The organism is Limosilactobacillus fermentum (assembly GCF_013394085.1).
Taxonomy (GTDB): Bacteria; Bacillota; Bacilli; order Lactobacillales; family Lactobacillaceae; genus Limosilactobacillus; species Limosilactobacillus fermentum.
The window spans coordinates 1,558,690-1,583,389 of sequence record NZ_CP040910.1 but is presented as its reverse complement, the minus strand read 5'-3'; the positions used below and the strand labels follow the sequence as shown (position 1 = coordinate 1,583,389).

General features: G+C 52.6%; 27 protein-coding genes. 26 read left to right on the top strand and 1 reads right to left on the bottom strand.

Going from position 1 to position 24,700, the window contains the following annotated elements; genetic code table 11:
- Positions 1–3 precede the first annotated feature (3 nt).
- The 15 genes from rplO to rpsI all read left to right on the top strand — a co-directional run bounded on the left by rplO (position 4) and on the right by rpsI (position 9,597).
- Positions 4–438, top strand: a complete 435-nt coding sequence (gene rplO / locus FG166_RS07985; protein ID WP_003681603.1) for a 50S ribosomal protein L15 — start codon at positions 4–6, stop codon at positions 436–438.
- Positions 439–1,737 carry a preprotein translocase subunit SecY gene (gene secY, locus FG166_RS07980; protein ID WP_003681604.1) on the top strand — a complete coding sequence of 433 codons (1,299 nt, stop codon included), beginning with the start codon at positions 439–441 and terminating at the stop codon, positions 1,735–1,737.
- A gap of 30 nt (positions 1,738–1,767) precedes the next feature.
- Positions 1,768–2,418 carry an adenylate kinase gene (locus FG166_RS07975; RefSeq protein WP_012391589.1) on the top strand — a complete coding sequence of 217 codons (651 nt, stop codon included), beginning with the start codon at positions 1,768–1,770 and terminating at the stop codon, positions 2,416–2,418.
- A gap of 141 nt (positions 2,419–2,559) precedes the next feature.
- The gene (gene infA, locus FG166_RS07970; RefSeq protein WP_003681606.1) at positions 2,560–2,778 is read left to right on the top strand and encodes a translation initiation factor IF-1; all 219 of its coding nucleotides are present in this window, start codon (positions 2,560–2,562) and stop codon (positions 2,776–2,778) included.
- A gap of 37 nt (positions 2,779–2,815) precedes the next feature.
- Positions 2,816–2,932 (top strand): 50S ribosomal protein L36, encoded by a 117-nt coding sequence (rpmJ, locus tag FG166_RS07965; RefSeq protein ID WP_003681609.1) that lies wholly within the window; start codon positions 2,816–2,818, stop codon positions 2,930–2,932.
- 25 nt (positions 2,933–2,957) lie between these two features.
- The gene (gene rpsM, locus FG166_RS07960) at positions 2,958–3,323 is read left to right on the top strand and encodes a 30S ribosomal protein S13 (protein WP_003681611.1); all 366 of its coding nucleotides are present in this window, start codon (positions 2,958–2,960) and stop codon (positions 3,321–3,323) included.
- Positions 3,324–3,354: 31 nt separating this feature from the next.
- Positions 3,355–3,744 carry a 30S ribosomal protein S11 gene (rpsK, locus tag FG166_RS07955; protein ID WP_003681613.1) on the top strand — a complete coding sequence of 130 codons (390 nt, stop codon included), beginning with the start codon at positions 3,355–3,357 and terminating at the stop codon, positions 3,742–3,744.
- Between the two features lie 82 nt (positions 3,745–3,826).
- Positions 3,827–4,771: a DNA-directed RNA polymerase subunit alpha gene (locus tag FG166_RS07950; RefSeq protein ID WP_003681615.1), complete on the top strand. Its 945-nt coding sequence runs from the start codon at positions 3,827–3,829 to the stop codon at positions 4,769–4,771.
- Between the two features lie 32 nt (positions 4,772–4,803).
- A complete protein-coding gene (rplQ, locus tag FG166_RS07945) occupies positions 4,804–5,184 on the top strand; it encodes a 50S ribosomal protein L17 (protein ID WP_003681616.1) in 381 nt (126 codons plus the stop codon).
- A 196-nt stretch (positions 5,185–5,380) separates the two neighbouring features.
- Positions 5,381–6,211, top strand: coding sequence for an energy-coupling factor transporter ATPase (locus FG166_RS07940; RefSeq protein ID WP_003681617.1), 831 nt, complete (start codon positions 5,381–5,383; stop codon positions 6,209–6,211).
- Positions 6,184–7,050 carry an energy-coupling factor transporter ATPase gene (locus FG166_RS07935; protein ID WP_003681618.1) on the top strand — a complete coding sequence of 289 codons (867 nt, stop codon included), beginning with the start codon at positions 6,184–6,186 and terminating at the stop codon, positions 7,048–7,050. Before FG166_RS07940 ends, FG166_RS07935 begins: the two co-directional genes overlap by 28 nt.
- The gene (locus FG166_RS07930; RefSeq protein WP_003681619.1) at positions 7,043–7,846 is read left to right on the top strand and encodes an energy-coupling factor transporter transmembrane component T family protein; all 804 of its coding nucleotides are present in this window, start codon (positions 7,043–7,045) and stop codon (positions 7,844–7,846) included. Before FG166_RS07935 ends, FG166_RS07930 begins: the two co-directional genes overlap by 8 nt.
- Positions 7,847–7,861: 15 nt before the next feature.
- Positions 7,862–8,638: a tRNA pseudouridine(38-40) synthase TruA gene (truA, locus tag FG166_RS07925; RefSeq protein WP_003681620.1), complete on the top strand. Its 777-nt coding sequence runs from the start codon at positions 7,862–7,864 to the stop codon at positions 8,636–8,638.
- 106 nt (positions 8,639–8,744) lie between these two features.
- Complete coding sequence (rplM, locus tag FG166_RS07920) at positions 8,745–9,188, top strand: 50S ribosomal protein L13 (RefSeq protein ID WP_004562968.1); 444 nt, start codon at positions 8,745–8,747, stop codon at positions 9,186–9,188.
- A gap of 13 nt (positions 9,189–9,201) precedes the next feature.
- Positions 9,202–9,597: a 30S ribosomal protein S9 gene (gene rpsI / locus FG166_RS07915; RefSeq protein ID WP_004562969.1), complete on the top strand. Its 396-nt coding sequence runs from the start codon at positions 9,202–9,204 to the stop codon at positions 9,595–9,597.
- 50 nt (positions 9,598–9,647) lie between these two features.
- Here rpsI and FG166_RS07910 read toward each other — a convergent pair whose 3' ends face one another.
- Positions 9,648–10,751: an endonuclease/exonuclease/phosphatase family protein gene (locus FG166_RS07910; RefSeq protein WP_035430723.1), complete on the bottom strand. Its 1,104-nt coding sequence runs from the start codon at positions 10,749–10,751 to the stop codon at positions 9,648–9,650.
- Between the two features lie 293 nt (positions 10,752–11,044).
- Between FG166_RS07910 and FG166_RS07905 the strand changes: the two genes are divergently transcribed.
- The 11 genes from FG166_RS07905 to FG166_RS07855 all read left to right on the top strand — a co-directional run bounded on the left by FG166_RS07905 (position 11,045) and on the right by FG166_RS07855 (position 24,630).
- Positions 11,045–11,818: a (S)-acetoin forming diacetyl reductase gene (locus FG166_RS07905; protein ID WP_003681624.1), complete on the top strand. Its 774-nt coding sequence runs from the start codon at positions 11,045–11,047 to the stop codon at positions 11,816–11,818.
- A 394-nt stretch (positions 11,819–12,212) separates the two neighbouring features.
- Entirely contained in the window at positions 12,213–12,827 is a 615-nt protein-coding gene (locus FG166_RS07900) for a glycoside hydrolase family 73 protein (RefSeq protein ID WP_003681625.1), read from the top strand.
- Positions 12,828–12,842: 15 nt separating this feature from the next.
- A complete protein-coding gene (locus tag FG166_RS07895) occupies positions 12,843–13,430 on the top strand; it encodes a xanthine phosphoribosyltransferase (protein ID WP_003681626.1) in 588 nt (195 codons plus the stop codon).
- Position 13,431: 1 nt separating this feature from the next.
- Complete coding sequence (locus FG166_RS07890) at positions 13,432–14,604, top strand: ATP-grasp domain-containing protein (protein WP_003681628.1); 1,173 nt, start codon at positions 13,432–13,434, stop codon at positions 14,602–14,604.
- A gap of 165 nt (positions 14,605–14,769) precedes the next feature.
- Positions 14,770–17,052 carry a DNA helicase PcrA gene (gene pcrA, locus FG166_RS07885; protein ID WP_003681629.1) on the top strand — a complete coding sequence of 761 codons (2,283 nt, stop codon included), beginning with the start codon at positions 14,770–14,772 and terminating at the stop codon, positions 17,050–17,052.
- 1 nt (position 17,053) lies between these two features.
- Positions 17,054–19,093 (top strand): NAD-dependent DNA ligase LigA, encoded by a 2,040-nt coding sequence (gene ligA, locus FG166_RS07880; protein ID WP_003681631.1) that lies wholly within the window; start codon positions 17,054–17,056, stop codon positions 19,091–19,093.
- Between the two features lie 2 nt (positions 19,094–19,095).
- Positions 19,096–20,208 (top strand): CamS family sex pheromone protein, encoded by a 1,113-nt coding sequence (locus FG166_RS07875; protein ID WP_003681632.1) that lies wholly within the window; start codon positions 19,096–19,098, stop codon positions 20,206–20,208.
- 174 nt (positions 20,209–20,382) lie between these two features.
- Entirely contained in the window at positions 20,383–20,703 is a 321-nt protein-coding gene (gene gatC / locus FG166_RS07870) for an Asp-tRNA(Asn)/Glu-tRNA(Gln) amidotransferase subunit GatC (RefSeq protein WP_004562976.1), read from the top strand.
- The gene (gatA, locus tag FG166_RS07865) at positions 20,703–22,166 is read left to right on the top strand and encodes an Asp-tRNA(Asn)/Glu-tRNA(Gln) amidotransferase subunit GatA (protein WP_003681636.1); all 1,464 of its coding nucleotides are present in this window, start codon (positions 20,703–20,705) and stop codon (positions 22,164–22,166) included. Before gatC ends, gatA begins: the two co-directional genes overlap by 1 nt.
- A 13-nt stretch (positions 22,167–22,179) precedes the next feature.
- Positions 22,180–23,604: an Asp-tRNA(Asn)/Glu-tRNA(Gln) amidotransferase subunit GatB gene (gene gatB, locus FG166_RS07860; protein WP_003681638.1), complete on the top strand. Its 1,425-nt coding sequence runs from the start codon at positions 22,180–22,182 to the stop codon at positions 23,602–23,604.
- A gap of 12 nt (positions 23,605–23,616) precedes the next feature.
- Positions 23,617–24,630, top strand: coding sequence for a diacylglycerol kinase (locus tag FG166_RS07855; RefSeq protein ID WP_035430728.1), 1,014 nt, complete (start codon positions 23,617–23,619; stop codon positions 24,628–24,630).
- The last annotated feature ends 70 nt before the right edge of the window (positions 24,631–24,700 follow it).

The following is a 24,700-nucleotide window of genomic DNA, read 5'->3' as shown; positions in this document are numbered from 1 at the left end:
CTAATGCAATTAAACGAATTAAAGCCTGTTGCTGGCTCACGTTTCAAGCGGCTTCGTAAGGGTCGTGGCCTTTCTTCCGGTCACGGTTTCACTTCTGGTCGTGGGACGAAGGGTCAAAAGGCGCACGGTAAGACCCGTCTTGGGTTTGAAGGGGGCCAAATGCCTCTCTACCGGCAAAAGCCAAAGCGTGGTTTCACCAGCATGAACCACAAAGACTTCGCCCTTGTTTCCCTGACGACGCTTAACCAATTCGAAGACGGCGCTGAAGTTACGCCAGAAGTTCTGGTTGCAAACGGCGTGATCAAGAACGTTAAGAGTGGCGTTAAGGTTTTGGCAACTGGGAAGCTTGAAAAGAAGCTGACCGTTAAGGCTAACAAGTTCTCTGCTTCAGCCGTTAAGGCAATTGAAGCTGCCGGTGGTACGACTGAGGTGATCTAAATGTTCACAACCGTCAAAAACGCGTTCCGGGTCAAAGAAATTCGACACCGGATCTTCTTTACCCTGTTCGTGTTGATTGTTTACCGGTTGGGAGCTTCGATCACCGTTCCGGGAGTTAACGCTGCGGCCTTGCAGCAACTCTCGTCATCGGGATTAGCATCTATTCTTAATACCTTTAGTGGTGGGGGTTTGGAAAACTACTCCCTCTTTGCGATGGGGGTTTCGCCGTATATTACGGCCCAAATTGTCGTTCAACTGCTACAAATGGACATCGTGCCGAAGTTCGTTGAATGGTCAAAACAGGGTGAAGTTGGACGGCGGAAATTAAACCAGGCGACTAGGTGGTTAACGATTGTGTTGGGCTTTGTCCAGTCGATCGGGATCACCGCCGGGTTCAACGCCCTCTCCACCATTAAACTGGTGAATAATCCGGGGATGAAGGCCTACCTCACGATTGGTCTCATCCTGACGGCTGGAACAATGTTTGCGACCTGGATGGGGGACATGATTACCGAGCGGGGACTTGGGAACGGGGTTTCCATGTTGATCTTTGCCGGGATCATCGCCCAGATGCCAAGCGCAATCCAGCAGTTGTGGACGGATCAAATCACTGGCGAATCCGGGAGTGCCCTTTGGATGGGCATCGGGTTCATTGCGCTGGTTGTGGTGGCTTTGCTGATCATCGTTGCCTTTGTAACGTGGGTTCAGCAAGCTGAACGGCGTTTGCCGATTCAGTACACCCGGCGGACGACCGTCTCGCCGGCCAATAGCTACCTGCCATTAAAGATTAACGTTTCCGGGGTGATCCCGGTTATCTTTGCCGGTTCGGTTATTTCGACGCCGCAAACGATCTTAATGGCCTTTCAGCAAAATCATTCCGGGGATACTTGGTACCAAGTTATGACCAGTATCTTTAACCTTCAATCGGGTCCCGGGATAACCCTGTACATCTTCTTGATCGTTGTGTTTACCTTCTTCTACGCCTTCGTTCAGGTTAACCCGGAAAAATTAGCCGAAAACTTGCAAAAGCAAGGCTCCTACATTTCGGGGGTTTGGCCGGGGAAGGGGACCCAAGACTTTGTCTCGGGGCTCCTGATGCGGCTATCGACCGTTGGGTCCCTTTTCTTGGGCCTGATTTCTCTGATTCCATTGATTGCTTCCAACGTTTGGAACTTAAGCCAATCAATCGGGCTTGGGGGAACGAGTTTACTGATCGTCGTCCAAATCGCCTTGGACGTCGTCCGGCAACTAAACGGGTTGACGATGAAGCGTGAATACATTGGGTTTATCCATGAATAGTAGCCATAAGGAGGCACAACAATGAGCACAATGAACCTTGTGTTAATGGGGCTGCCGGGTGCCGGTAAGGGAACCCAGGCCCAATTAATCGTTAAGGACTTTGATATCCCGCACATTTCAACCGGGGATATCTTCCGGGCTGCCATCAAGAACCAAACGCCGATGGGTGTTGAAGCAAAGAAGTTCATCGATAAGGGTGAACTGGTTCCTGATGAGGTTACCAACGGGATCGTTCAAGAGCGCCTAGCGCAAGACGATACCAAGGATGGATTTATGTTGGACGGGTTCCCCCGGAACCTCGCCCAAGCTGATGCACTAAACGCAATGCTTGTGGACAGTGATCGCCAACTGGACGCCGTGATCAACATTCACGTTCGTCCGGAAGTTTTAGTTGAACGACTTAGTGGTCGGTTTATCTGCCGGAACTGTGGGACAACATACCACCGTCTCTACAACCCGACGAAGGTTGAAGGCACTTGCGATGTCTGCGGGGGCCACGACTTCTACCAGCGGGACGACGATAAGCCGGAAACTGTCAAGAACCGGTTAGACGTCAACATTAAACTGAATACGCCACTGATTGACTTCTACAAGAAGCAAGGTGTGTTATACACCATCGATGGCGAACAAGATATCGATAAGGTTTACCAAGCCGTTAAGGAAGTTCTGACGAACCTGTAAGCGAGGTTTACCTTGCGCATTCACCCTTACCGTGGTAGAATACACAAGGTTTATCTAGTTTTCGTGGGAGACGGTTGTCTTCCACCCTTTTTACGTAAGTAATAGTAATATTAAATCGAGACGGCGAGGAGGAACCATTCAGTGGCAAAGGCCGATGTTATCGAAGTCGAGGGTAAGGTTACTGAAACCTTACCGAACGCAATGTTTAAAGTTGAATTGGAAAATGGGGTTGAAATTCTGGCCCACGTTTCCGGTAAGATTCGGATGCACTACATCAAGATTTTACCTGGGGACCGGGTTCGGGTGGAAATGTCTCCATATGATCTGACCAAGGGCCGGATTACTTTCCGCTTCAAATAAGACTTAGTCTAAAGATCTTTTAGGAGGATTATTTACAATGAAAGTACGACCATCAGTAAAACGGATGTGCGATAGCTGCAAGATTGTTAAGCGTCGCGGCCGGGTTATGGTTATCTGCATTAACCCAAAGCACAAGCAACGCCAAGGCAAGTAATTTAGAATAGGACGGAGGTGTCAAAATGGCTCGTATCGCAGGTGTCGATTTACCTCGTGACAAGCGAATCGTAATCGGCTTAACTTACATTTTTGGGATTGGGAACACGACTGCACAAAAGATCCTGGCTAACGCTGGGGTTTCCGAAGACATTCGGGTTCGCGACTTAACGCCGGATCAAGAAGAAAAGATCCGTGCAGAAGTTGACCAAATCAAGGTTGAAGGTGACCTTCGCCGTGAAGTATCCCTCAACATCAAGCGTCTTCAAGAAATCGGCTCTTACCGTGGCATGCGTCACCGTCATGGGTTACCAGTTCGTGGTCAACACACGAAGAACAACGCCCGGACTCGTAAGGGGAAGGCCGTTGCCATTGCCGGCAAGAAGAAGTAATCATTATTTAGAAAAGGAGGTTAGTTAATCTATGGCAACCAAAAAGGGTACGCGTAAGCGTCGGGTAAAGAAGAACATTGAAACTGGTGTTGCCCACATCCACTCAACGTTCAACAACACTCTGATTATGATTACCGATGTTCAAGGGAACGCAGTTGCTTGGTCCTCTGCCGGGGTCCTTGGCTTCAAGGGTAGTCGTAAGTCAACTCCATTTGCTGCACAAATGGCTTCTGAAGCCGCTGCTAAGCAAGCAATGGAACACGGTATGAAGACCGTCGAAGTTGAAGTTAAGGGGCCAGGTTCCGGTCGTGAATCTGCCATCCGGGCACTTCAAACAACTGGTCTTGAAGTTACTGCCATTCGGGACGTAACTCCAGTACCACACAACGGTTCTCGTCCTCCAAAGCGTCGTCGTGTTTAATGTGCATCTACGGCGATGTTTTAATCGGCCAGGTGCCTTTTACAGAATACGATTCACGTTTTGAAAGGGGTAACAGAGTAGAATGATCGAATTTGAAAAACCAAACATCCACAAAGTTGAAGAAACAGACAACTACGGTAAGTTTGTCGTAGAACCGTTGGAACGCGGTTACGGGACGACTCTGGGTAACTCTCTTCGGCGTGTTATGCTGGCATCCCTGCCAGGGGCAGCCATCACCAGCATTCAAATTGATGGTGTTCTGCATGAATTCAGCACGGTTCAAGGGGTTACGGAAGACGTTACGCAGATTATCTTGAACTTAAAGCAAGTTGCTTTAAAGATTGATTCTGAGGACGCTAAGGACCTTGAAATTGACGTTAAGGGTCCGGCCGAAGTAACGGCTGCCGACATCCAAGGTGACGGCGATGTTACTATCCTGAACTCTGACCTTCACATTGCGACGGTTTCCGACGGTGCCGAATTGCACGTTAAGATGACCGCTGATAAGGGTCGTGGTTACTCATCTGCTGATGATAACAAGACTCGTATGGAGGGCTTGGCAATTGGTGTCTTACCAATTGATTCCATCTACACCCCGATCGAACGTGTTAACTACACGGTGGAAAACACCCGGGTGGGGCAAAGCAACGACTACGATAAGCTGACCCTTGACGTTTGGACTAATGGTTCCTTAACGCCAACCGAAGCAATCAGTCTTGCTGCTAAGATCCTCACTGAACACCTGACGATGTTCGTCAACCTCACCGAAGAAGCACAAGTAACTCAAGTGATGGTTGAACGGGAAGAAACCCACCAAGAAAAGGTGCTTGACAAGACCATCGAAGAACTTGACCTGTCTGTACGTTCATACAACTGTTTGAAGCGTGCTGACATCCAAACCGTAAAGGACTTAACTGAACGGACCGAAGCCGACATGATGAAGGTTCGGAACCTTGGGACGAAGTCATTGGATGAAATCAAGCTCAAGTTGGCTGAACTTGGCGTTGGTTTTCGCCAAGAAGATTAATTAATTATTTAAATTAAAGGAGGGAACACTTCATGAGTTACCGTAAATTGGGACGGACCAGTTCACAACGGAAGGCTTTATTACGTGATTTGACGACGAGCCTCATCGTTAATGGTTCTATCACCACCACTGAACCACGCGCGAAGGAAGTTCGCAAGACCATGGATCAAATGATCACCCTGGCCAAGAAGGGCGACCTTGCTTCCCGCCGGAAGGCTGCTGCCTTTGTCCGGAACGTCGTTGCTGACGTTAAGGAAGATGGCGATGACATCAAGATCCAATCCGCTTTGCAAAACCTGTTTGAGGACATTGCACCGAAGTACGCTGACCGTAACGGTGGTTACACTCGGATCCTCAAGACCATGCCGCGGCGTGGGGACGGTGCCAAGATGGTTATCTTGGAACTTGTCTAAGCGAGATTAAGTTAAATACGTAATAAAGAATCACTACGTTTGGTGGTATAGAGCGCTACGATGGTGAAGCATTGCTTCTAGTCTAGCTTGAAGGTCGGAAACGGCGCGCCCCATTCGTAAGTGATTTTTTATTTACGCGAAAATTTGCTAGAATGGTTAAGATACTGAAAGCCAGAGGAGGAAAATACGCTTGGCGATGATTGAAGTAAAAAACGCCACCTTTACCTACCCCGGTAGTGAGGCGCCGGCGCTAGAGGGGGTTAGCTTCTCGGTTCCGGCTGGGCGGTGGTTAGCGATCGTGGGGCACAACGGCTCCGGCAAGTCCACCTTGGCCCGCTTAATTGATGGCTTGTTGCCGTTGGCGGCCGGGGAGATTACCGTCGATGGGCTACCGGTAACGGTGGATAACTTAACTGCCGTTCACCAACGGGTGGCTTTTGTCTTTCAAAACCCAGATAATCAATTTGTTGGGACCACCGTAGCCGATGACGTTGCCTTTGGACTTGAAAACCAGCGTCTTCCCCGGGCTGAAATGCAAGAACGGGTTGATCAGGCCCTAGCGCAAGTCGAGATGACAGCCTTTGCTGACCGGGAGCCCGCCCAGTTATCGGGGGGACAAAAGCAGCGGGTGGCCCTGGCCGGCGCCTTGGCCCTGCACCCGAAGGTCTTAATCGTTGATGAAGTAACAGCAATGCTTGATCCGGAAGGAAAAGAGCAGATCATGACCCTGCTAAAACGACTGCACCAAACCGGAAACCTAACCATTCTTTCAATTACTCACGACACCGAAGAGGCCCGCTTGGCTGACCAGATGATTATGATCGACGGGGGACGGTTAGTGGTCGATGGCGACCCCAAAGAATTGATGCAGGATCGTCAGTTGATGGAAACCCATCAACTGGCCCCCACCTTTTTAGTGACCCTCAAGGAGGCGTTGGCGACCCGGGGGATCGCCATTCCAAGGGAGATTAGTACGGAAGACGAAATGGTGAAGTGGATATGGCAGAAGTTAAGTTCAATCAAGTAGGCTACCGGTACCAGGGGGCTGATGAGCAGGGAACTCAGGCGGTGGTTGATCTGAGTGCCACCATCCCCAGCGGGACAACGGCCGCCATTATTGGTCACACCGGGAGCGGTAAGTCGACGCTGATGCAGATGGTGGACGCCCTGATCTTACCCACCAGCGGGTCGATCCAGGTTGGTGACTTGACCATTGATTCCCAGACCGCTAAAAAGGATCTGATTAACGTCCACCGCCGGGTAGGGTATGTTTTTCAATTTCCGGAAAAACAGCTCTTCGCCCCGACCGTAATCGAAGACGTCGCCTTTGGCCCCCAGAACCTGGGGAAGGATGCCGAGGAGGCCAAGCAAGCGGCTAACCGTGCCTTAACCGCCCTTAACTTCCCCGCAGACCGTTTGCAACACAGCCCCTTGGAGCTTTCGGGGGGGCAGATGCGGCGGGTCGCCTTAGCGGGGGTCTTAGCGATGGAACCCGACGTCTTGATCCTCGATGAGCCGACCGCGGGGCTTGATCCGGCTGGTCAAGAGGAGCTCTTAACCCTAGTGGAAAAGCTGCACCAACAGGGGGTGACGGTTCTGATGATCACCCACCAAATGGACCAGGTAGCTCGTTTGGCTCAACAGGTGTTGGTGTTAAACCAAGGGAGTCTAGTCTTTGATGGACGCCCGGCTGACCTGTTTGCCGACCCTGACTTGCTTCAAAAAAACCACCTTCAGGCTCCCCAGTCGGTTCGGTTTGCCCATCGGCTGAAGCAAGCGGGGGTTGAAGTAGGGGCGCCGCTCTCGTTAAACCAACTAGCCGATCGACTGGCCACGCAGTTAGGGGGTGCTGACAACGATGAATAGCCGCGTCTTGTTTGGGAGCTTTGTCCCCGTCGACTCCGTCTTGCACCGCTTGGATCCGCGCTTAAAGTTAGTGACCTGTTTTTGGTACGTGGTCATTATTTTCTTTGCGAAGGGCCCGTTAACCTACCTACTCTTGGTGGCGATGCTAGGCGCCATGATTGGGCTTTCAAAGGTTCCACTGAAAATGTATTGGGCGGGGCTTAAACCGCTGCTGTGGGTAATCGGGCTGACAATTGCTATCCAGGTCCTCTTTTCATCGGGGGGCCACGTTTACTGGCACTGGGGCTTGATGGCGATCACTAGTGGGGGGATCAACCAGGCCCTCGTGATTCTCGCCCGGTTTATTTTGATTGTCTTAGCCTCAACGGTTCTAACCGCGACCACGCCACCGTTACGGCTAGCCGATGCCATTGAGTCGTTAATGAAGCCGCTTAAGAAAATCAAAGTGCCGGTCAATCAGATTGCAATGATGATTTCAATTGCCCTGCGCTTTATTCCGACGATCATGGATGAAGTTAACACGATTGTTAAGGCCCAGCAGGCCCGGGGGGTGGATTTCACCTCCGGGAGTGTCTACACCCGGGTCAAGCGCATGGTGCCAATCATGGTGCCCCTGTTTGTCGGGGCCTTCCGGCGAGCCGAGGATCTGGCGGTGGCCATGGAGGCCCGTGGCTACGATCCAGATCAGGAGCGGACCCGCTACCGTCAATTAACCTGGCGGCGCCCCGACAGCATTGCGCTGGCGGTGGTGGTGATAGTGTCAGTGCTCTTCTTTGTTGCCCGGATTTTGCTTTAAGAAAGGACGTTTCTTGTGCACCGTTATAAGATAACCTTTGCCTACGACGGCAGTAACTTTGCTGGCTTTCAGGTCCAGCCCGGCGAACGAACCGTTCAGCAGGTCCTCGAACGGGCCGTTAATAAGATCGCTAAAAAACCACAACCGCCGCTAATGGTCTTCGGTTCCGGACGTACCGACGCTGGCGTTCACGCCCTCGGTCAGGTCGCCCACTTTGACTTACCATACCAAATTCCGGGGCCGTCCTTGGTGCGGGCCCTGAATTCAAGCCTCCCCCTCGACGTCTTGGTGAAGGAGGCAACAGAAGTGGCGCCGGACTTTCACGCCCGCTTTGATGCCCACCATAAGCGCTACCGCTACCGGGTGGTGGGGGGGGAGTTCACCAACCCCTTTAAGCGCAATTACACCGGCCATTACAAGTACCCGGTCGACGTTGAACGGATGCAAACAGCGGCCCAGGACTTCGTTGGTGAACACGACTTCACCTCCTTTGTTGCCTCTGGGTCGCAAGCGACCAGCAACGTTCGCCGCATCGATGAGGTAACCGTGGTTCGGGATGAAGAAAACGACGAGGTGGTCTTTGACTTCGTTGGTAATGGTTTTTTGTATAACCAGGTCCGGATTATGGTGGCCTTCTTACTGGAGATTGGTAACGGCCGCCGCCCCGTCGATGACGTTATGCGGGTAATGAAGGCCAAGAACCGCGATCTCGCCCGGGGAACGGCGCCGGCCAGTGGCTTATACCTGGTGGAAGTGACCTATGATTCCCCGGCGAATTCACAAAATGATTGACGCCAACGGGTTTAACGAGTAAACTACTAAATGGTATTTCTTTTCCATAAATTACTCGGTACACAATTTATTGTAAAAGAAAGACAAATATTGGAGGAACTTAATCGTGAGAACGACATACATGGCAAAACCTGGTCAAGTTGACCGTAAGTGGTACGTTGTTGATGCTAAGGGCATTTCCCTTGGTCGTTTGGCTTCTACTGTCGCATCTATTTTACGCGGTAAGAACAAGCCAACCTTCACTCCGCACGTTGACACCGGTGACTACGTGATCGTTATCAACGCCGCAGAAGTTAAGTTAACTGGTAAGAAGGCAACTGGGAAGATCTACTACCGTCACTCCAACCACCCGGGTGGTTTGAAGCAACGCACGGCCGGTGACTTCTTAGCTAAGGATCCTGAAAAGATGGTTGAACAAACTATCAAGGGGATGCTTCCTCACACCTCGCTTGGTCGGAAGATGGGGATGAAGCTGCACGTTTACGCTGGTGAAAGCCACAACCAAGCAGCTCAAAAGCCTGAAGTACTCGACATTACTAACTTAATCTAAGGAGGGAACGGAATTGGCTCAACAAGTACAATACAGTGGTACTGGACGTCGTAAGGATGCAACCGCACGCGTTCGCTTGGTACCTGGTTCTGGTAACATTACTATGAACGGCAAGGCAATCGAAGACTACATTCCGTTTGCCAACTTACGCGCCATCGTGAACCAACCATTTGCCGCTACTAAGACGGAAGGTCAATACGACGTCTTGGTAAACGTAAACGGTGGGGGCTTCTCTGGTCAAGCCGGTGCAACCCGTCACGGGATCGCCCGCGCTCTTTTGACCGTTGACCCTGACTTCCGCGATGCCCTGAAGAAGGCTGGTCTCTTAACCCGGGACCCACGGATGAAGGAACGTCGCAAGCCAGGTCTCAAGAAGGCCCGTAAGGCTTCTCAATTCAGCAAGCGTTAATCTACGGGTTACGCTTATCAAAACACCGGCTTGCCGGTGTTTTTTCATGCTTACTTGAGGATAAAAGTTAACTTGACCGGGTTGTGGTCGGCGTAGTCAAAGTCGGTGTTGATGTTAGTGGCGGTTGCCGTGACGTTGTTAGAAACCAAGAAGCCGTCACAAACGGTCAGGTAGTTGACGCCGGAGCGATAGGCAAGGTCGGTGGAACGAACGGTCGGCACCGTTTCGCGGTTTTGGGCCTTGACCATGGTGAAGCCCTTGGCGACCATGCTTTGGTCCAAGACGGAGACCCAGTCGGGCACTTTTTCTTGGCTGGCGAAGTGGGTTAGCATGTCCTTGCCCAGGGCGTGATTGTAGTTACCGCCGACGATCACGTAGTTGCTGGCTAAGTATGCCCGTTCAATGACGGCGTTTAAAAGTTTCATCTGGGCCTTACGCATCTTACCGCCCTTGTCGTAGGCGGACATGTGGCTGTTGATTAAAAGTAGTTGCTTGCCGTTAGTGACCGGGATGGTGGTGACGGCAAAACAGCGATCCAGGTCGGTAAACTTGGAGATAAAGCTGTTGGTGACTGGGTACTGGCGCCGGGTAGCACTGCCAATGTGGTAACGACTCAGCGTTAAAAGGCCCGATTGAACGCTACCGTGTGGGTCGGTGAGTGGCCACATTAAAAAGGCCGAGTGGAAGTTATTGGCAAAGACGTGACCGTAACCGTGGAACTTATTTTCAACCATCCTGACCTGGTTGACGTGCTTGGAGCGGGTCGAATTGGTGTCAATCTCTTGAAAGAGCATGAAGTCGGCTTGTTGGGCTTGCATGACCCTTTCAACGCCCTTAGTATCGGTTAAAACTACCGCCTTGGAGCGGGCGGTCCCGTACTTGCCCCGTGTCTTGGTGCCGCTTTTAAGCTCGCCGGCGTCCATGAAGAAACTAAACTGGTGGTTGTAGGCCCCAAAACCGACGTTGTAAGTAGTGGCGGTGTAGACCTTACCGGTCGTTAGGGTGGCTGCTTGATTGTTGCCGATCGTTAGTTTCTGGTGGTCGGGAATCCGGTAGTATTGGTGTTGCATGTATAAAACGTAGCCCCCGACCACTAGTGCTAGGGTGGTGATTACCGCCAGCAAGGTCAGGGCGCTCCTCTTTAAAATCCGCATTGATCTTTCCTCTCTCATTGATTTTATTAGCATACCACAGGTGAAAAGGGTTGCTAAATAAGCAACGCCCTTCTTGGGATCACGTGATTATTACTAATAAAATAGGGGCACCGCTCTGTTAATTAAACAACGTACGGGAACGAGGGGGAAGTTGATTGATTTAACGTTAAATCGAAGCTTAGGGTTGGAAAAGTCAAAAGGGGGATAGCTATTCTTTGTGAAGTCTGTTACAATTAAAGCCGTGATCAAGTTTTCACAAACTAAACAGATTGAGAGAAAGCGGGGAACCCCACATGTCAAAGAAAGTTGCTTTAGTTACTGGTGCCGGCCAAGGGATCGGGGAAGCCATTGCCAAGCGTTTAGCCAAGGACGGTTTTGCCGTTGCCTTAGTGGCTCGCCACGCCGACGCCTTAGAAAAGGTGAAGCAAGAAATTGAAGCCGAGGGTGGTCAAGCCCTGGTGGTAACTGCCGACGTTGCCAAGCGTGACGAAGTCTTTGCAGCCGTTGAGAAGACTGTGGCAGAATTAGGTGACTTCAACGTGATCGTTAACAATGCCGGGGTAGCCCCGACCACGCCGATCGACACGGTGACGCCAGAAGACCTTGATTACGTCTACTCAATTAACGTTGGGGGCGTGATTTGGGGGACCCAAGCGGCCCACGCCGCCTTCAAGAAGTTGGGGCACCCGGGTAAGATCATCAACGCCACTTCCCAAGCCGGGGTGGTGGGGAACCCGAACCTGACCGTTTACTCCAGTTCTAAGTTTGCCATCCGCGGGATTACCCAAGTAACCGCCCGTGAACTAGCCGAAGAAGGCACGACCGTCAACGCCTTTGCCCCGGGGATCGTGAAGACCCCAATGATGTACGACATCGCTCACAAGGTTGGCCAAAACGCCGGTAAGGACGATGAATGGGGGATGCAAACCTTCGCTAAGGATATCGCCTTAAAGCGCCTGTCTGAAGCGTCTGACGTTGCTAACGCCGTCGCCTTCTTGGCTGGTCCAGATTCTGATTACATCACCGGTCAAACCCTAGAAGTCGACGGTGGGATGCAATTCCACTAACATTTAGGTGAGTGGTTACCAACCTCCTCGACAGGTTAAGGGCCACGTTAACTAATCGTAAAATTAAAATATTAAACGGGCTGGGGAAACACGATTTTTCCCGGCCTTTTTCTATTCCTTGAAGTTTAACGATAACCGCGGGCTTAGTGGCTAAGTCTGCTAGATTGAGTCGCACTTCCAGATAGCGTGCTCCCCAATCACAGGCCTAGTGGCTAAGTACGGACGGAGAACGATGCGTACCGCATTAACCCCGTCCTAGCTTAGCCCACGACCTGTTTGATAGATTGGGTCGCACTTCCAGTTTAAATCTTCCACAAAAATTAGTAATCTTCCCCGCCTAAATGCGGTAAGATGAAAGTACAATTATCTGAAAAATCTGAGGAGGATATTTTTTGTGGCTAAGCGAAGGAGACGGACAAAGAAGGGGGCTAAAAAGTCCCTCTGGCTGGTCGCCGTCCTGATTATTTTAATTGGGTTAATGGGGAGTTACGTGGGCTATCACTTGTACCAGCGCCACGTCCAGGAACAAATCATTGAAAAGCAGCAAAACGCCAAGAAGTTGTTCATTAAAGAAATTGCCCCCGAGGCCCAGGCGATGCAAAAGCAGTACCACGTGATGGCCTCGATTACGATGGCCCAAGCAATCTTGGAGTCGGACTGGGGGACGTCGGAACTCTCCGCTAAGTACCATAACCTATTTGGGATTAAGGGAACCGGGGCAAACTCCAAGTTGCTCTCAACCAAGGAATACGTTAATGGACAGTGGGTAGTGATCAAGGGACGCTTTAAGGTCTACAGTTCCTGGAACGATTCAATTGCCGACCACACTAAATTGATGCTTAACGGGACCGACACCAATCAGCAAAACTACCAAAACGTGATTAACGCCACCACCTATCAACAGGCCGCCGTGGCCCTTCAGGATGCGGGGTACGCAACTGATCCCGATTACGCTTCCAAGTTAATCAACGTCATTAAGTCTTATAACCTCCACAAGTATGATGAGTAAGGAGCCTCACCACTAATGAAAGAGCTAGAAGAAAAAATTCGTCAATTTGGAACTGTGTTACCCGGCAACGTCTTAAAGGTGGACGCCTTTTTGAACCACCAAGTCGACCCGGTTTTGATGCAACACATTGGCCAGGAATTCGCAGCCCGCTTTAAGGACGCTAAGATCACCAAGGTTTGGACGGTTGAATCCTCCGGGATTGCCCCCGCCGTGATGACCGGGTTAGCCCTGGGGGTACCAGTGATCTTTGCTAGAAAGCACAAGAGCTTAACCCTAAATTCCGGCATGTACACGGCCGATGTCTACTCGTACACCAAGAAGACGACCAACCAGATCTCGATTTCCAAGCGCTACGTGGATAAAACGGATCGGGTCTTGTTGATTGATGACTTCCTCGCCAACGGGCAAGCGGTAGAAGGGATGTTGCAAATCGCTGACCAAGCCGGGGTGGAAGTTGTTGGTGCCGGCATCGTGATCGAAAAGTGTTTCCAACCGGGGTCCGCTGAACTCGCTGCTAAGGGCGTTCGGGTTGAATCGCTAGCGAAGGTTTCGTCACTTGCGGATGGTCAGGTAAGCTTCAAACAAACGGAAGGGGAAGATTAAGATGGCGGGACAAAACCTTTTGTCCCAGGGGAAGACCCTGGGCATCATCGGCCTAACCCAAAAGGACTGGCCGCTGTTGGTGGCGGCCAAAAAACTGGGGTTAAACGTGGGCGCTTACGTTGATCACTCCCAACCCCAACTAACCAAGCTGGCCGATTTTACGATTGTTGGCAACTACCGTGACCGTGACAAGCTGACCGAATTTGGCCAAAACAGCGACCTGGTCATTTACGCCAGCTCCCTAATTGCCCCGGTTGCCATCAACTACCTGACCAACTTTACCCAGGTTCCCCAAGGGGTTGCGGCCTTGGAAATCGTCCAGGATCGCTTGATGGAGCGGGCCTTTTTGGATGAAATTAACGTCAACGTGTCCCCTTACGTCACGGTGATTTCACTTGATGACGTTTACCAATCGATTGACTCGATTGGCTACCCGGCGGTACTCAAACCCATCCAACGGGGGTTGGGCGAACAGAGCCTGCGGATCAATCACCAATCAGACATTGCCTATGGTGACGACTACATTCAAGGTGGGGCTTACCTACTGGAATCCTGGATTGACCACAATACCGAGTACAGTCTGACGGTGGCCACGGACGGGGAAACGGTGGTTGCTTACCCGCTGGTTGAAGAGTTTTTCAACGAGGACCGGGAGCTAATTGAGGCCACCACCCCAACCGAAGTTCCGGATGCTATGCGCGACGAAATGGTCCGGATCGCCACCGAAATTGCCAAGAAGCTGGGCTACCGTGGTGTGATCACCGTCCGTTTTTACGCAACGGCTGCCGGAGCGTTGTACGTGAATTCCTTTGACCTGGAGCCAACCATCTCCGGGAACATCTTTGACGAGGTGGCCGGGGTAAACCAATACGAACAAATGCTGCGGGTGATCGGGGGAATGGCGATCCACGAACTCCACCAGCTGCAGCCGGCCGTGTTAGTGCCACTCTACGATAACCAATTAGCCTCCGCTACTAGGCAGCAGGTCCTAAAGGAAAACTGGAAGTTCCGCTTCTTCCCGGCCGACACGACTAGGACGAAGGGCGTGAAGGGGTTAGTTTGGGTGACTGGTGGCCCAGACGCCTTGCTCAGCGACCTGTTAAATCAGGTTGACACAACCGAAATCTTGCGGCCGAAAACGTCGCCAACGCAACCAGCACCGGAAGAAGAATAGTTAAGGGGCGGGTGGTTTACGCTTACCCGCTGAACTTAAAATGGGGCTCCAGTAACCTTCGGCATGGCCGATCGCCTGGGGCCTTCTTAGTGTAGTTAGGGAAGGGCATCAGCCAGGTATTTCCCGGGAAATTTGGTATAATGAAGGTTACGATTTAAAGAGAGGATGGTATTAGGCGTGCAGAACCAATCGATGTTAGAGGGAATGAACGATAAGCAAAGCGAGGCCGTGTTGACGACGGAAGGCCCCCTACTAGTAATGGCGGGGGCTGGTTCCGGTAAAACCCGGGTCCTGACCCACCGGATCGCTTACTTGATTGAGGAGCGTCACGTCTTGCCGTGGCACATCCTAGCAATCACCTTCACTAACAAGGCCGCCCGGGAAATGAAGGAGCGGGTCGCTAAGCTCCTAGGTGAGGCCGGCAACGACGTCTGGGTGTCGACCTTCCACGCCCTGTGCGTACGGATTTTACGTCGTGACATTGAACAGCTAGGCTACAACCGGGCCTTTACGATTGCCGACACCAGCGAACAACGGACGCTGATTAAGCGGATCTGCGAGGAACAAAACATCGACACCAAGAAGTTTGAACCCCGGCAACTGCTGTCGGCGATTTCAAACGCCAAGAATGCGATGGAGGATCCGGCCACCTTTGCTAAGAACCATCAACGCCCCTTTGACCGGATGGTGGCGCGCGTTTACGAAGCCTACCAAAAGGAACTGGAACGCAACCAGACCCTGGATTTTGACGACTTGATCATGAAGACGATCGAGCTCTTCAAAAAGGCGCCGGAAACTTTGACCTACTACCAAGATAAGTTCCACTACATCCACGTTGACGAGTACCAGGACACCAACGACGCCCAGTACGAATTGGTGCACATGCTGGCCGAAAAGTACGAAAACATCTGCGTGGTGGGGGATGCCGACCAGTCAATTTACGGCTGGCGGGGGGCCAACATGAACAACATCTTAAACTTTGAGCATGACTACCCTAACGCCCATTCCGTGATGTTGGAACAAAACTACCGCTCAACCCAAACGATCTTAAAGGCGGCCAACGAAGTGATCGCCAACAACTTGGAACGTAAGGACAAGAACCTCTGGACCGAAAACGGCGCCGGGGAAAAAATCTCCTATTACCGGGCCCAAAACGAGCACGATGAAGCGCAGTTCATTGTCAAAAAGATCCAAGAAGAACGGGCCAAGCACAACTACCAATACCAAGACTTCGCCATCCTTTACCGGACCAACGCCCAGTCGCGGGTGATTGAAGAAACTTTCCTAAAGTCGACGGTTCCTTACACGATGGTTGGTGGCCACCGCTTCTACGACCGGATGGAAATCCGCGACCTCTTGGCCTACCTGACCTTGATTGTCAACCCGTTGGACTCAATGTCCTTTGAACGGGTGGTCAACACCCCCAAGCGCGGGATTGGGATGACCTCCGTCGAACGGTTACGGGAGTTTGCTCAGGAGTCCAACTTGCCACTGCTGGCGGCGGCCCAAAACGTTCAAAACGCCAACGCCATCTCGGCACGGACCCGCAATAAGATCGAAGAATTTGGCCAGTTAATCGCCGCCTTACAAGACGAGGCCAAGGTGCTTTCGATCACCGATTTGACCGACCAGGTGCTGGAACGGACCGGCTACCTAGCCGAATTGCAGAAGGATAAAACCCTCCAGGGGCAAACCCGGCGGGAAAACCTGGAGGAATTTAAGTCGGTGACCGCCGAATACGACCGCCAACACGAAGACGATGAGGGAATGGACCACCTACAAAAGCTAACCGACTTCCTGGCCGGTTTAGCCCTGGTGTCCGACCAAGACGACGTCGATGAAGCGGAACCCGCCGTTACTTTGATGACCCTCCACGCCGCTAAGGGGTTGGAATTCCCGGTCATCTTCTTGATCGGGATGGAAGAAGGGGTCTTCCCGTTGTCCCGGGCCATGACCGACAACAAGGAATTAGAAGAAGAACGGCGCTTGGCTTACGTGGGGATCACCCGGGCTAAGAAGAAGCTTTACATCACCAACGCCTTTTCGCGGATGCTGTATGGTCACATCCAACGCAACCGGCCGTCGGAGTTTGTCGAGGAAATTACCCCCGAACTGATGCAATCAGAGAACCAAAATCAGGGTGAACGCTCGTTAAGCGGTCGGATCGCCGGGGGCAACTCCTACGCCTTTAAGGCCGCCACGGCCACCACTTACCGGCGCCCTTCTGATGCGGGGAAGCGGGTCGCCCCGAAGACCAACACCGGGACCGGGGCCGAAAAGAAGTCTTGGAACACCGGCGACAAGGTTAACCATAAGAAGTGGGGGCAAGGGACCGTGGTCTCCGTTAACGGAACCGGAGAAAACATGGAACTAGACATTGCCTTTCCACAGCAGGGGGTTAAGCGCCTCTTAGCAAGCTTTGCCCCAATCACCAAGGTGGAGGATTAAGATGAGTAAGCAAGAAGCCGTAAGTGAGCTAACCAAGCAACAGGCTCAAGCGGAGTTAACGCCTTTAAGAGAGCAGCTCAAGAAGTGGGGAGCGGAGTATTACGAACAGGACAACCCGAGCGTGGAGGATTACGTTTACGACCGGGCTTACCAACGCCTAGTGGAAATCGAGCAACGCTTCCCGGACTTGGTGGTACCTGATTCACCAACGCAACGGGTAGGGGGGGCCGCGGAAAGCCAACTCAACAAGGTGATCCACGAGATCCCGATGCTTTCGATGGGGGACGTCTTCTCGCCCGCAGAATTGGCGGACTTTAACCGCCGCCAACAAGACAACAGTGACGTCAAAGTTGATTTTGACTACAACCTGGAACTTAAGATCGACGGGTTATCGTTATCGTTAGTCTACGAAAATGGCCGTTTGGTGCAGGGTTCGACCCGGGGGAACGGGACGATCGGTGAAGACGTGACCGAAAACGTTAAGACGATTAAGTCCATCCCGCAGGTACTGCCCGAACCCCTCTCGCTAGAATTTCGTGGCGAGTGCTATATGCCCAAGGAGGCCTTCGTTAAGCTCAATGAACGCCGTGAAGCGGAGGGACAGCCGGTCTTTGCCAACCCGCGTAATGCCGCCGCCGGTTCCCTGCGCCAGCTAGATCCGAAGGTGACGGCCGCCCGCCAGTTGGATACCTTTATGTACTACGTGCCCGACTACCAAGCACTAGGGGTGACCACCCAGGCGCAAGCGCTCGAAAAGATGCGGGCACTGGGCTTTGCCGTCAACCCCAACTACCGGGTTGTTCACAGCCAAGCAGAACTGACCGCCTACATTGAGGAGTACACTGAAAAACGGGATCAGCTCCCCTACGGAATTGACGGGATCGTCGAAAAGGTTAACGACCTAGCAACGCAGGTGGCGCTGGGGAATACGGTTAAGGTGCCACGCTGGGAAATTGCCTACAAGTTCCCACCGGAGGAACAGGCGACCGTCGTTAGAGACATTGAGTGGACTGTGGGGCGGACCGGTAACGTCACCCCTACCGCCGTAATGGATCCGGTACAGCTGGCGGGGACGACCGTTTCCCGGGCCTCCTTACACAATCCCGATTACCTTGCCGAAAAAGACATTCGCCTGGGCGATACCGTCTTGTTACACAAGGCCGGTGATATCATCCCGGAAATTTCCCGGGTAATAATTGAGAAGCGCCCGGCTGATAGTAAGCCCTACGAAGTGCCGACTACCTGTCCGGAGTGCGGGGCCGACCTAGTGCACCTCGATGACGAAGTGGCGCTGCGCTGCGTTAACCCAATGTGTCCGGCCCAAATTAAGGAGGGCCTGGCCCACTTTGCCTCTCGCAACGCCATGAACATCGACGGTTTGGGGCCTAAGATCATTGAACAACTCTGGGATAAGGGGATGGTTAAAGACGTTGCCGACCTTTACCGCCTGGAAGCCGCGCAATTGTTAACTTTGCCTAAATTTGGCGAGAAATCGATCAGCAACCTATTGACAGCCATTGCTAATAGTCGTCATAATTCATGCGAACGCCTTTTGTTTGGCTTAGGGATTCGGCACGTGGGCGCCAAGGTCGCCCAGCTATTAGCCGCCGAATTTAAGTCGGTGGACGCCCTGATGGCAGCTGACGCCGCAACCATTTCGGCGGTTGATTCGATCGGCCCGATCATCGGTGACGCGGTGGCGACCTACTTTCAAAACGAACAGGTCCACCAGTTGATTGCCGAACTAAAAGAGGTTGGCGTCAACATGGACTACCTGGCCCCCACCACCAGCGCAACGGAAAGTGCCGAGTGGGCCGGAAAACGGGTGGTCCTAACCGGAAAACTAACCAAGATGACCCGCGGCCAAGCCCAGGAGTGGCTGAGTGCCCGGGGCGCTTCGGTAACCGGGAGCGTTTCTAAGAAAACGGATCTCTTAATTGCCGGTGAAAAGGCCGGTAGCAAACTGGAAAAGGCGCAAACGCTGGGCATCGAGGTCTGGGATGAAGACCGCTTTGACCAAGCGATGAAGGAGGAAAACTAGACGTGCGAGTAAAGAAAATCGTCTTGGCCGCCGCCATCACCATGGTGGCCGCTGTGACGCTTGCCGGTTGTGGCAAGAAGAGCTCCAGTAGCTCGAGTGTGACAACCACCGGGTCGACCAGTGGTAATTACCAAGGGGTGATCGAAAACGGTCGCTACAAGACCAGCAAGGCCCGTGGGGTGAACACGGCGCAAAACGCTAACGTGTACAACTTGAAGGCCTTTGAATCTGGGTTGACCAACGTTTCTAAGCTGGTTTTCTCCACCAAGAGCTACATCTTCCAGGAAGGACAGTACCTGTCTTCTAGCACCCTGGATAACTGGTTAGGGCGCAAGACGTCCAGCAACCCAACCGGTTTAAACCCAGCTAAGGGTAAGAGCAGCGACCCGAACCCAGAATACATTCAACAAATTGAAGAACAAGATTACATGCAGCAAAGCGGTAACTCTTTGAAGCTTAAGGGGATCGTAATCGGGATCGGGGTCAACAGCGAATACACCTACCAAAAGACCACCGATGGGCCGGATTACACGAAAAACATCTCCGACGCCGAGGTACAAAAACAGGGTAAGTTAGCCGCCGCCAAGATTTTAAAGCGGCTCCGGGCCCGTAAGGACTTAAAGAACGTGCCGATCGTGATCGCCCTCTTTAAGCAGGCCTCCGATGATTCACTGGTGGGGGGGACCTTCTTTGCCTACAGCAAGAATAACGGCTCCACGATCTCATCTTGGAAGACCTTGAACTACAAGGCGGTCGTCTTACCAAAGGCGAGCGATTCGACCTCTAGTAATTCCAGTGATCAGTCCGATAACTCTAACTTCACGAACTTCAAGACCCAGATTCAATCCTTCTTCCCGAACTTAAGCGGGGTAACGGCCCAGGCCCAGTACTACAACAACTCCCTGTCCGGGATGAACATTACGGTCACGACCCAGTTCTATAGTGAAACCGAAATCCAATCCTTCACGGAATATATCGTTCAGGCCGCCAAGAAGTACTTACCAAACGGGATCCCAATTGAAATCAAGATCCAATCTTCGAACTCAATTCAAGCGGTCGTCTACCGCAACTCTGGGTCCAGCAGTTACCAATCGCACATCTTTAGCTCCTATTAAAACCAAACTTTGAACAGAGCCCGTGGGCCCGCGCAATCGGCATGCCGAAACTGCGCGGGTCCCTTGTTGTTAGCGGCGCGAATTTTAGCCGCTTGAGTTAATAAGTCGCCCTAACTGTGATAAAATAAGGAATTGTATAAATCATCAATGCACAAAGGAAAAGAGGTTGAGAGAATGGCTGAGCAATTAGACCGGCAACAGGTCGAACACGTTGCGGACCTGGCCAAGCTGGCGTTTACCGATGCGGAGTTGGACAAGTTCACCCCCAAAATCGAAGAAATCATTGACCTGTTCAAGGAACTGGAAGAGGTCGATACGACCGGCGTGGAACCAATGAGTACGCCAACGACGGAAGTCAACGTGATGCGAGAAGACGTGGCGGTTAAGAGCAGCGACCAAGAACGCCAAGCCCTGTTGGATAACGCTCCGGAAACGGCTAACGGCTTAATCAAGGTGCCAGCGATCATCGACGAAAGCGAGGACGGAGAAGAGTAATGACTTTTTACGGTAAAGACATTTCGGGTCTGCACGCCGACCTAGTTGCTAAGAAGGTGAGTGCCACCGAACTGACCAAGGCCGCCTTTGACCGGATCAAGGCCACCGATGACCAAGTCGGCGCCTTTTTGGCCCTAAACGAGGAAGCGGCCCTCAAGCAAGCCGCTGAATTAGACCAAGCGGGAATCGCAGAAGACCAACTGCTGGCCGGAATCCCGCTGGCCGTTAAGGATAACATTGTTACCAAGGGCTTGACGACGACGGCGGCTTCCAAGATCTTGGAAAACTTCAAGCCCGTTTACGATGCTACGGTCGTTGAAAAACTCAACGCCGCCGGGGCAATCAACGTCGGGAAGGTCAACCTAGATGAATTCGCCATGGGGTCGTCAACGGAAAACTCCGCCTTTAAGACGACCAAGAACCCGTGGGACCTAACCCGGGTACCAGGGGGCTCTTCTGGTGGTTCCGCGGCCGCTGTGGCTGCCGGGGATGTTTTAGGGGCCTTGGGGTCCGATACCGGTGGTTCGATTCGGATACCCGCTTCCTTTACCGGGACGGTGGGGATGAAGCCAACTTACGGGCGGGTTTCTCGTTGGGGGCTGATCGCCTTTGGTTCTTCCTTTGACCAAATTGGTTGGCTGACCCAATCCGTTAAGGACAACGCCATCTTGATGAGCGCCATCGCCGGTAAGGATGACCGCGACATGACTAGCGCTAACCAACCGGTACCGGATTTTGCCGCCGGCTTAAACGACCAGGCCGACATCAAGGGAATGAAGATCGCCGTTCCGCGCGAATACATGGAATGCCTCGATGACGACGTTCAAGAAGTGATCGAAGCGAGCCTGAAGCACCTCGAATCCTTGGGTGCCACGATCGATGAGGTTTCCTTACCACACACCAAGTACGGGGTACCGGCTTACTACATCCTGGCCTCTTCGGAAGCTTCTTCTAATTTGCAACGCTTCGACGGGATCCGTTACGGTTTCCGCGCTGATGACGTTAAGAACCTGGAAGACGTCTACGTTAAGACCCGTTCGCAAGGCTTTGGGGACGAAGTGAAGCTCCGGATCATGCTGGGAACCTTCTCCTTGTCCGCCGGGTTCTACGACGCCTACTTCAACAAGGCCGCTAAGGTACGCCGCCTGATCGCCCAGGACTTCGATGACGTCTTAAAGGACCACGATTTGATCGTTGGGCCAACCGGAACCAGCACCGCCTTTAAGATCGGCGCCGAAATTGCCGATCCAAAGCAAATGTACTTCAATGACGTCTTGACCGTGACCTTGAACATGGCCGGGCTACCGGGGATGTCGATCCCTGCCGGCTTCTCCAAGGACAATGGGATGCCAATTGGCCTGCAGATGATCGGTAAGCGCTTTGATGAAGCCACGATTTACAAGGCCGGTTACGTCTTTGAACAGACGACCGACTTCCACAAGCAAACGCCAGAATTAGGATAGGGGGGAACCATTTATGAACTTTGAAACTACGATTGGGCTAGAAGTCCACGTTGAATTAAAGACCAACTCAAAGATCTTCTCCCCGTCCCCGGTTAACTTTGGGGCGGCGCCAAACGCCAACACCAACGTGATCGACTGGGGGTACCCAGGGGTCTTACCGTCGATTAACAAGGGTGTGGTCCGCGACGGGATCATGGCCGCATTAGCCTTGCACGCCGAAGTGACCAAGAAGATGCACTTTGACCGTAAGAACTACTTCTACCCGGATAACCCAAAGGCCTACCAGATCACCCAATCTGAAACGCCGATCGCCCACGATGGTTGGGTGGAAATAGAAGTTGACGGTAAGAAGAAAAAGATCGGGATCAAGGAAATGCACATCGAAGAAGACGCCGGGAAGAACACCCACACCGGCAGTCACTCCTACGTGGACTTGAACCGGCAGGGGACGCCGTTGATCGAAATTGTTTCCAAGGCCGACATCGCTTCGCCAGAAGAAGCCGTTGCCTACCTGGAAGCCCTGCGCCAACGGATCCAATTTACCGGGATCTCCGACGTGAAGATGGAAGAGGGGTCGATGCGGGTCGACACCAACATTTCCGTGCGCCCATACGGCTCCGACCAGTACGGGACCAAGACGGAAATGAAGAACATCAACTCCTTTAACTTCGTCAAGAACGCCCTGAACTTTGAAGCCGACCGCCACCAAAAGGTCTTGATGGCCGGTGGTGAAATCGTTCAAGAAACCCGCCGTTACGACGAAGCGACGAAGGGGACGGTGGCGATGCGGACCAAGGAAGGTTCTGACGACTACCGTTACTTCCCGGAACCGGACCTACCGCCGCTGGAAGTTGATGACGCCTGGATTGAAGAAATTCGGTCCCAAATGCCAGAAATGCCGGGCGAACGCCGGCGCCGTTACGTTAACGACCTCGGCCTGACCGATTACGACGCCATGGTTTTGACCCAGACCAAGGAAATGGCCGACTTCTTTGAAGAGGCCGTCAAGGATGGTGGCGACGCCAAGAAGGTGGCCAACTACCTGATGAACGACGTTAACTCCTACTTGAACAACCAACACGTTGACCTGGACGACACTAAGCTGACGCCGGCTAACCTGGCGGGGATGATCAAGTTGATCGACGACGGGACGATCTCCTCGAAGATGGCCAAGAAGGTCTTCCAAGGGATCTTGGATGGTCAAGAACCGGCCGCCTTCGCTAAGGCTAACGGTTTGGTACAACTGTCTGACCCGGCCGAACTGCAACCGATTATCGATGCCATCTTGGACGACAACGAACAATCGATTGAAGACTTTAAGAACGGGAAGGACCGCGCCTTTGGCTTCTTGATTGGGCAAATCATGAAGAAGACCCAGGGGAAGGCCAACCCGAAGGTGGTTAACCAATTACTGGGTAAGTCACTCAACGAACGTTAAGGAGGAATGGTCATGGCCAAACGAGCTCGGATAATTTACAACCCGACGTCGGGACGGGAAGCTCTGCGCAACGACTTGGTCGACATCCTCGATGTTTACGAACAAGCCGGTTATGAAACCAGTGCCTTTGCCACCACGCCGGAACCAGATTCCGCTAAGAATGAGGCGGCCCGGGCAGTCAAGGAAGGCTTTGACCTGATTGTGGCCGCCGGGGGCGATGGGACCTTAAGCGAAGTGGTCGATGGTTTAGCGGGCCTAAAGAAGCGGCCGCTGTTAGCGATCATCCCCGCCGGGACCACCAACGATTACGCCCGGGCCTTACGGGTACCGCGCGATAACCCGGTGGCCGCCGCTAAGTTGATCCTGGAGCCGGCCAACCGGTTCAAGATCGACATCGGTCAGGCCGGTGATAAGTACTTCATGAACATCGCGGCCGGGGGAACCTTGACGGAGTTGACCTACGACGTGCCGTCACAAATGAAGTCGATGTTTGGCTACCTGGCTTACTTCGCCAAGGGCGCCGAAATCCTGCCCCGGGTTAAGCCGGTCGCCATGGAGATCACTTACGATGGTCAAACCTTTAAGGGTAAGGCCTCCACGATCTTCTTAGCCCTAACTAACTCGGTGGGGGGCTTTGAACAAATCGTCCCGGATGCTTCCTTAGATGACGGGAACTTCTCCTTGTTAATCATCAAGGATTCGAGCCTCCTGGGCCTGATGCAGCTGATGGCCAAGGCCTTAAACGGGACCCACATTGATGATCCGCGGGTAATCTACGTGAAGGCCAAGGACGTAACGGTGAAGCCCCTTGATCCAAACGATCGGTTAATGATCAACTTGGACGGGGAATACGGTGGGGACGCCCCGATGGAATTCCATAACCTGCACCAGCACATGACGGTCGTCGCCAACATGGAGGCGATCCCGGATGACGCGATTACCAGCGACATTACGCCGGACATGCAAAAGGCCGAAGACTACTTCGTGCGTGGCTTGGGCGAAATGGAAAAGGATACGCAAGAGTAATAATTAGCTAAGTAGGGACCCAACCGTTAAGCAAACGCACGGGCCCCTCTTTCTTGTAATGGGCGCAATT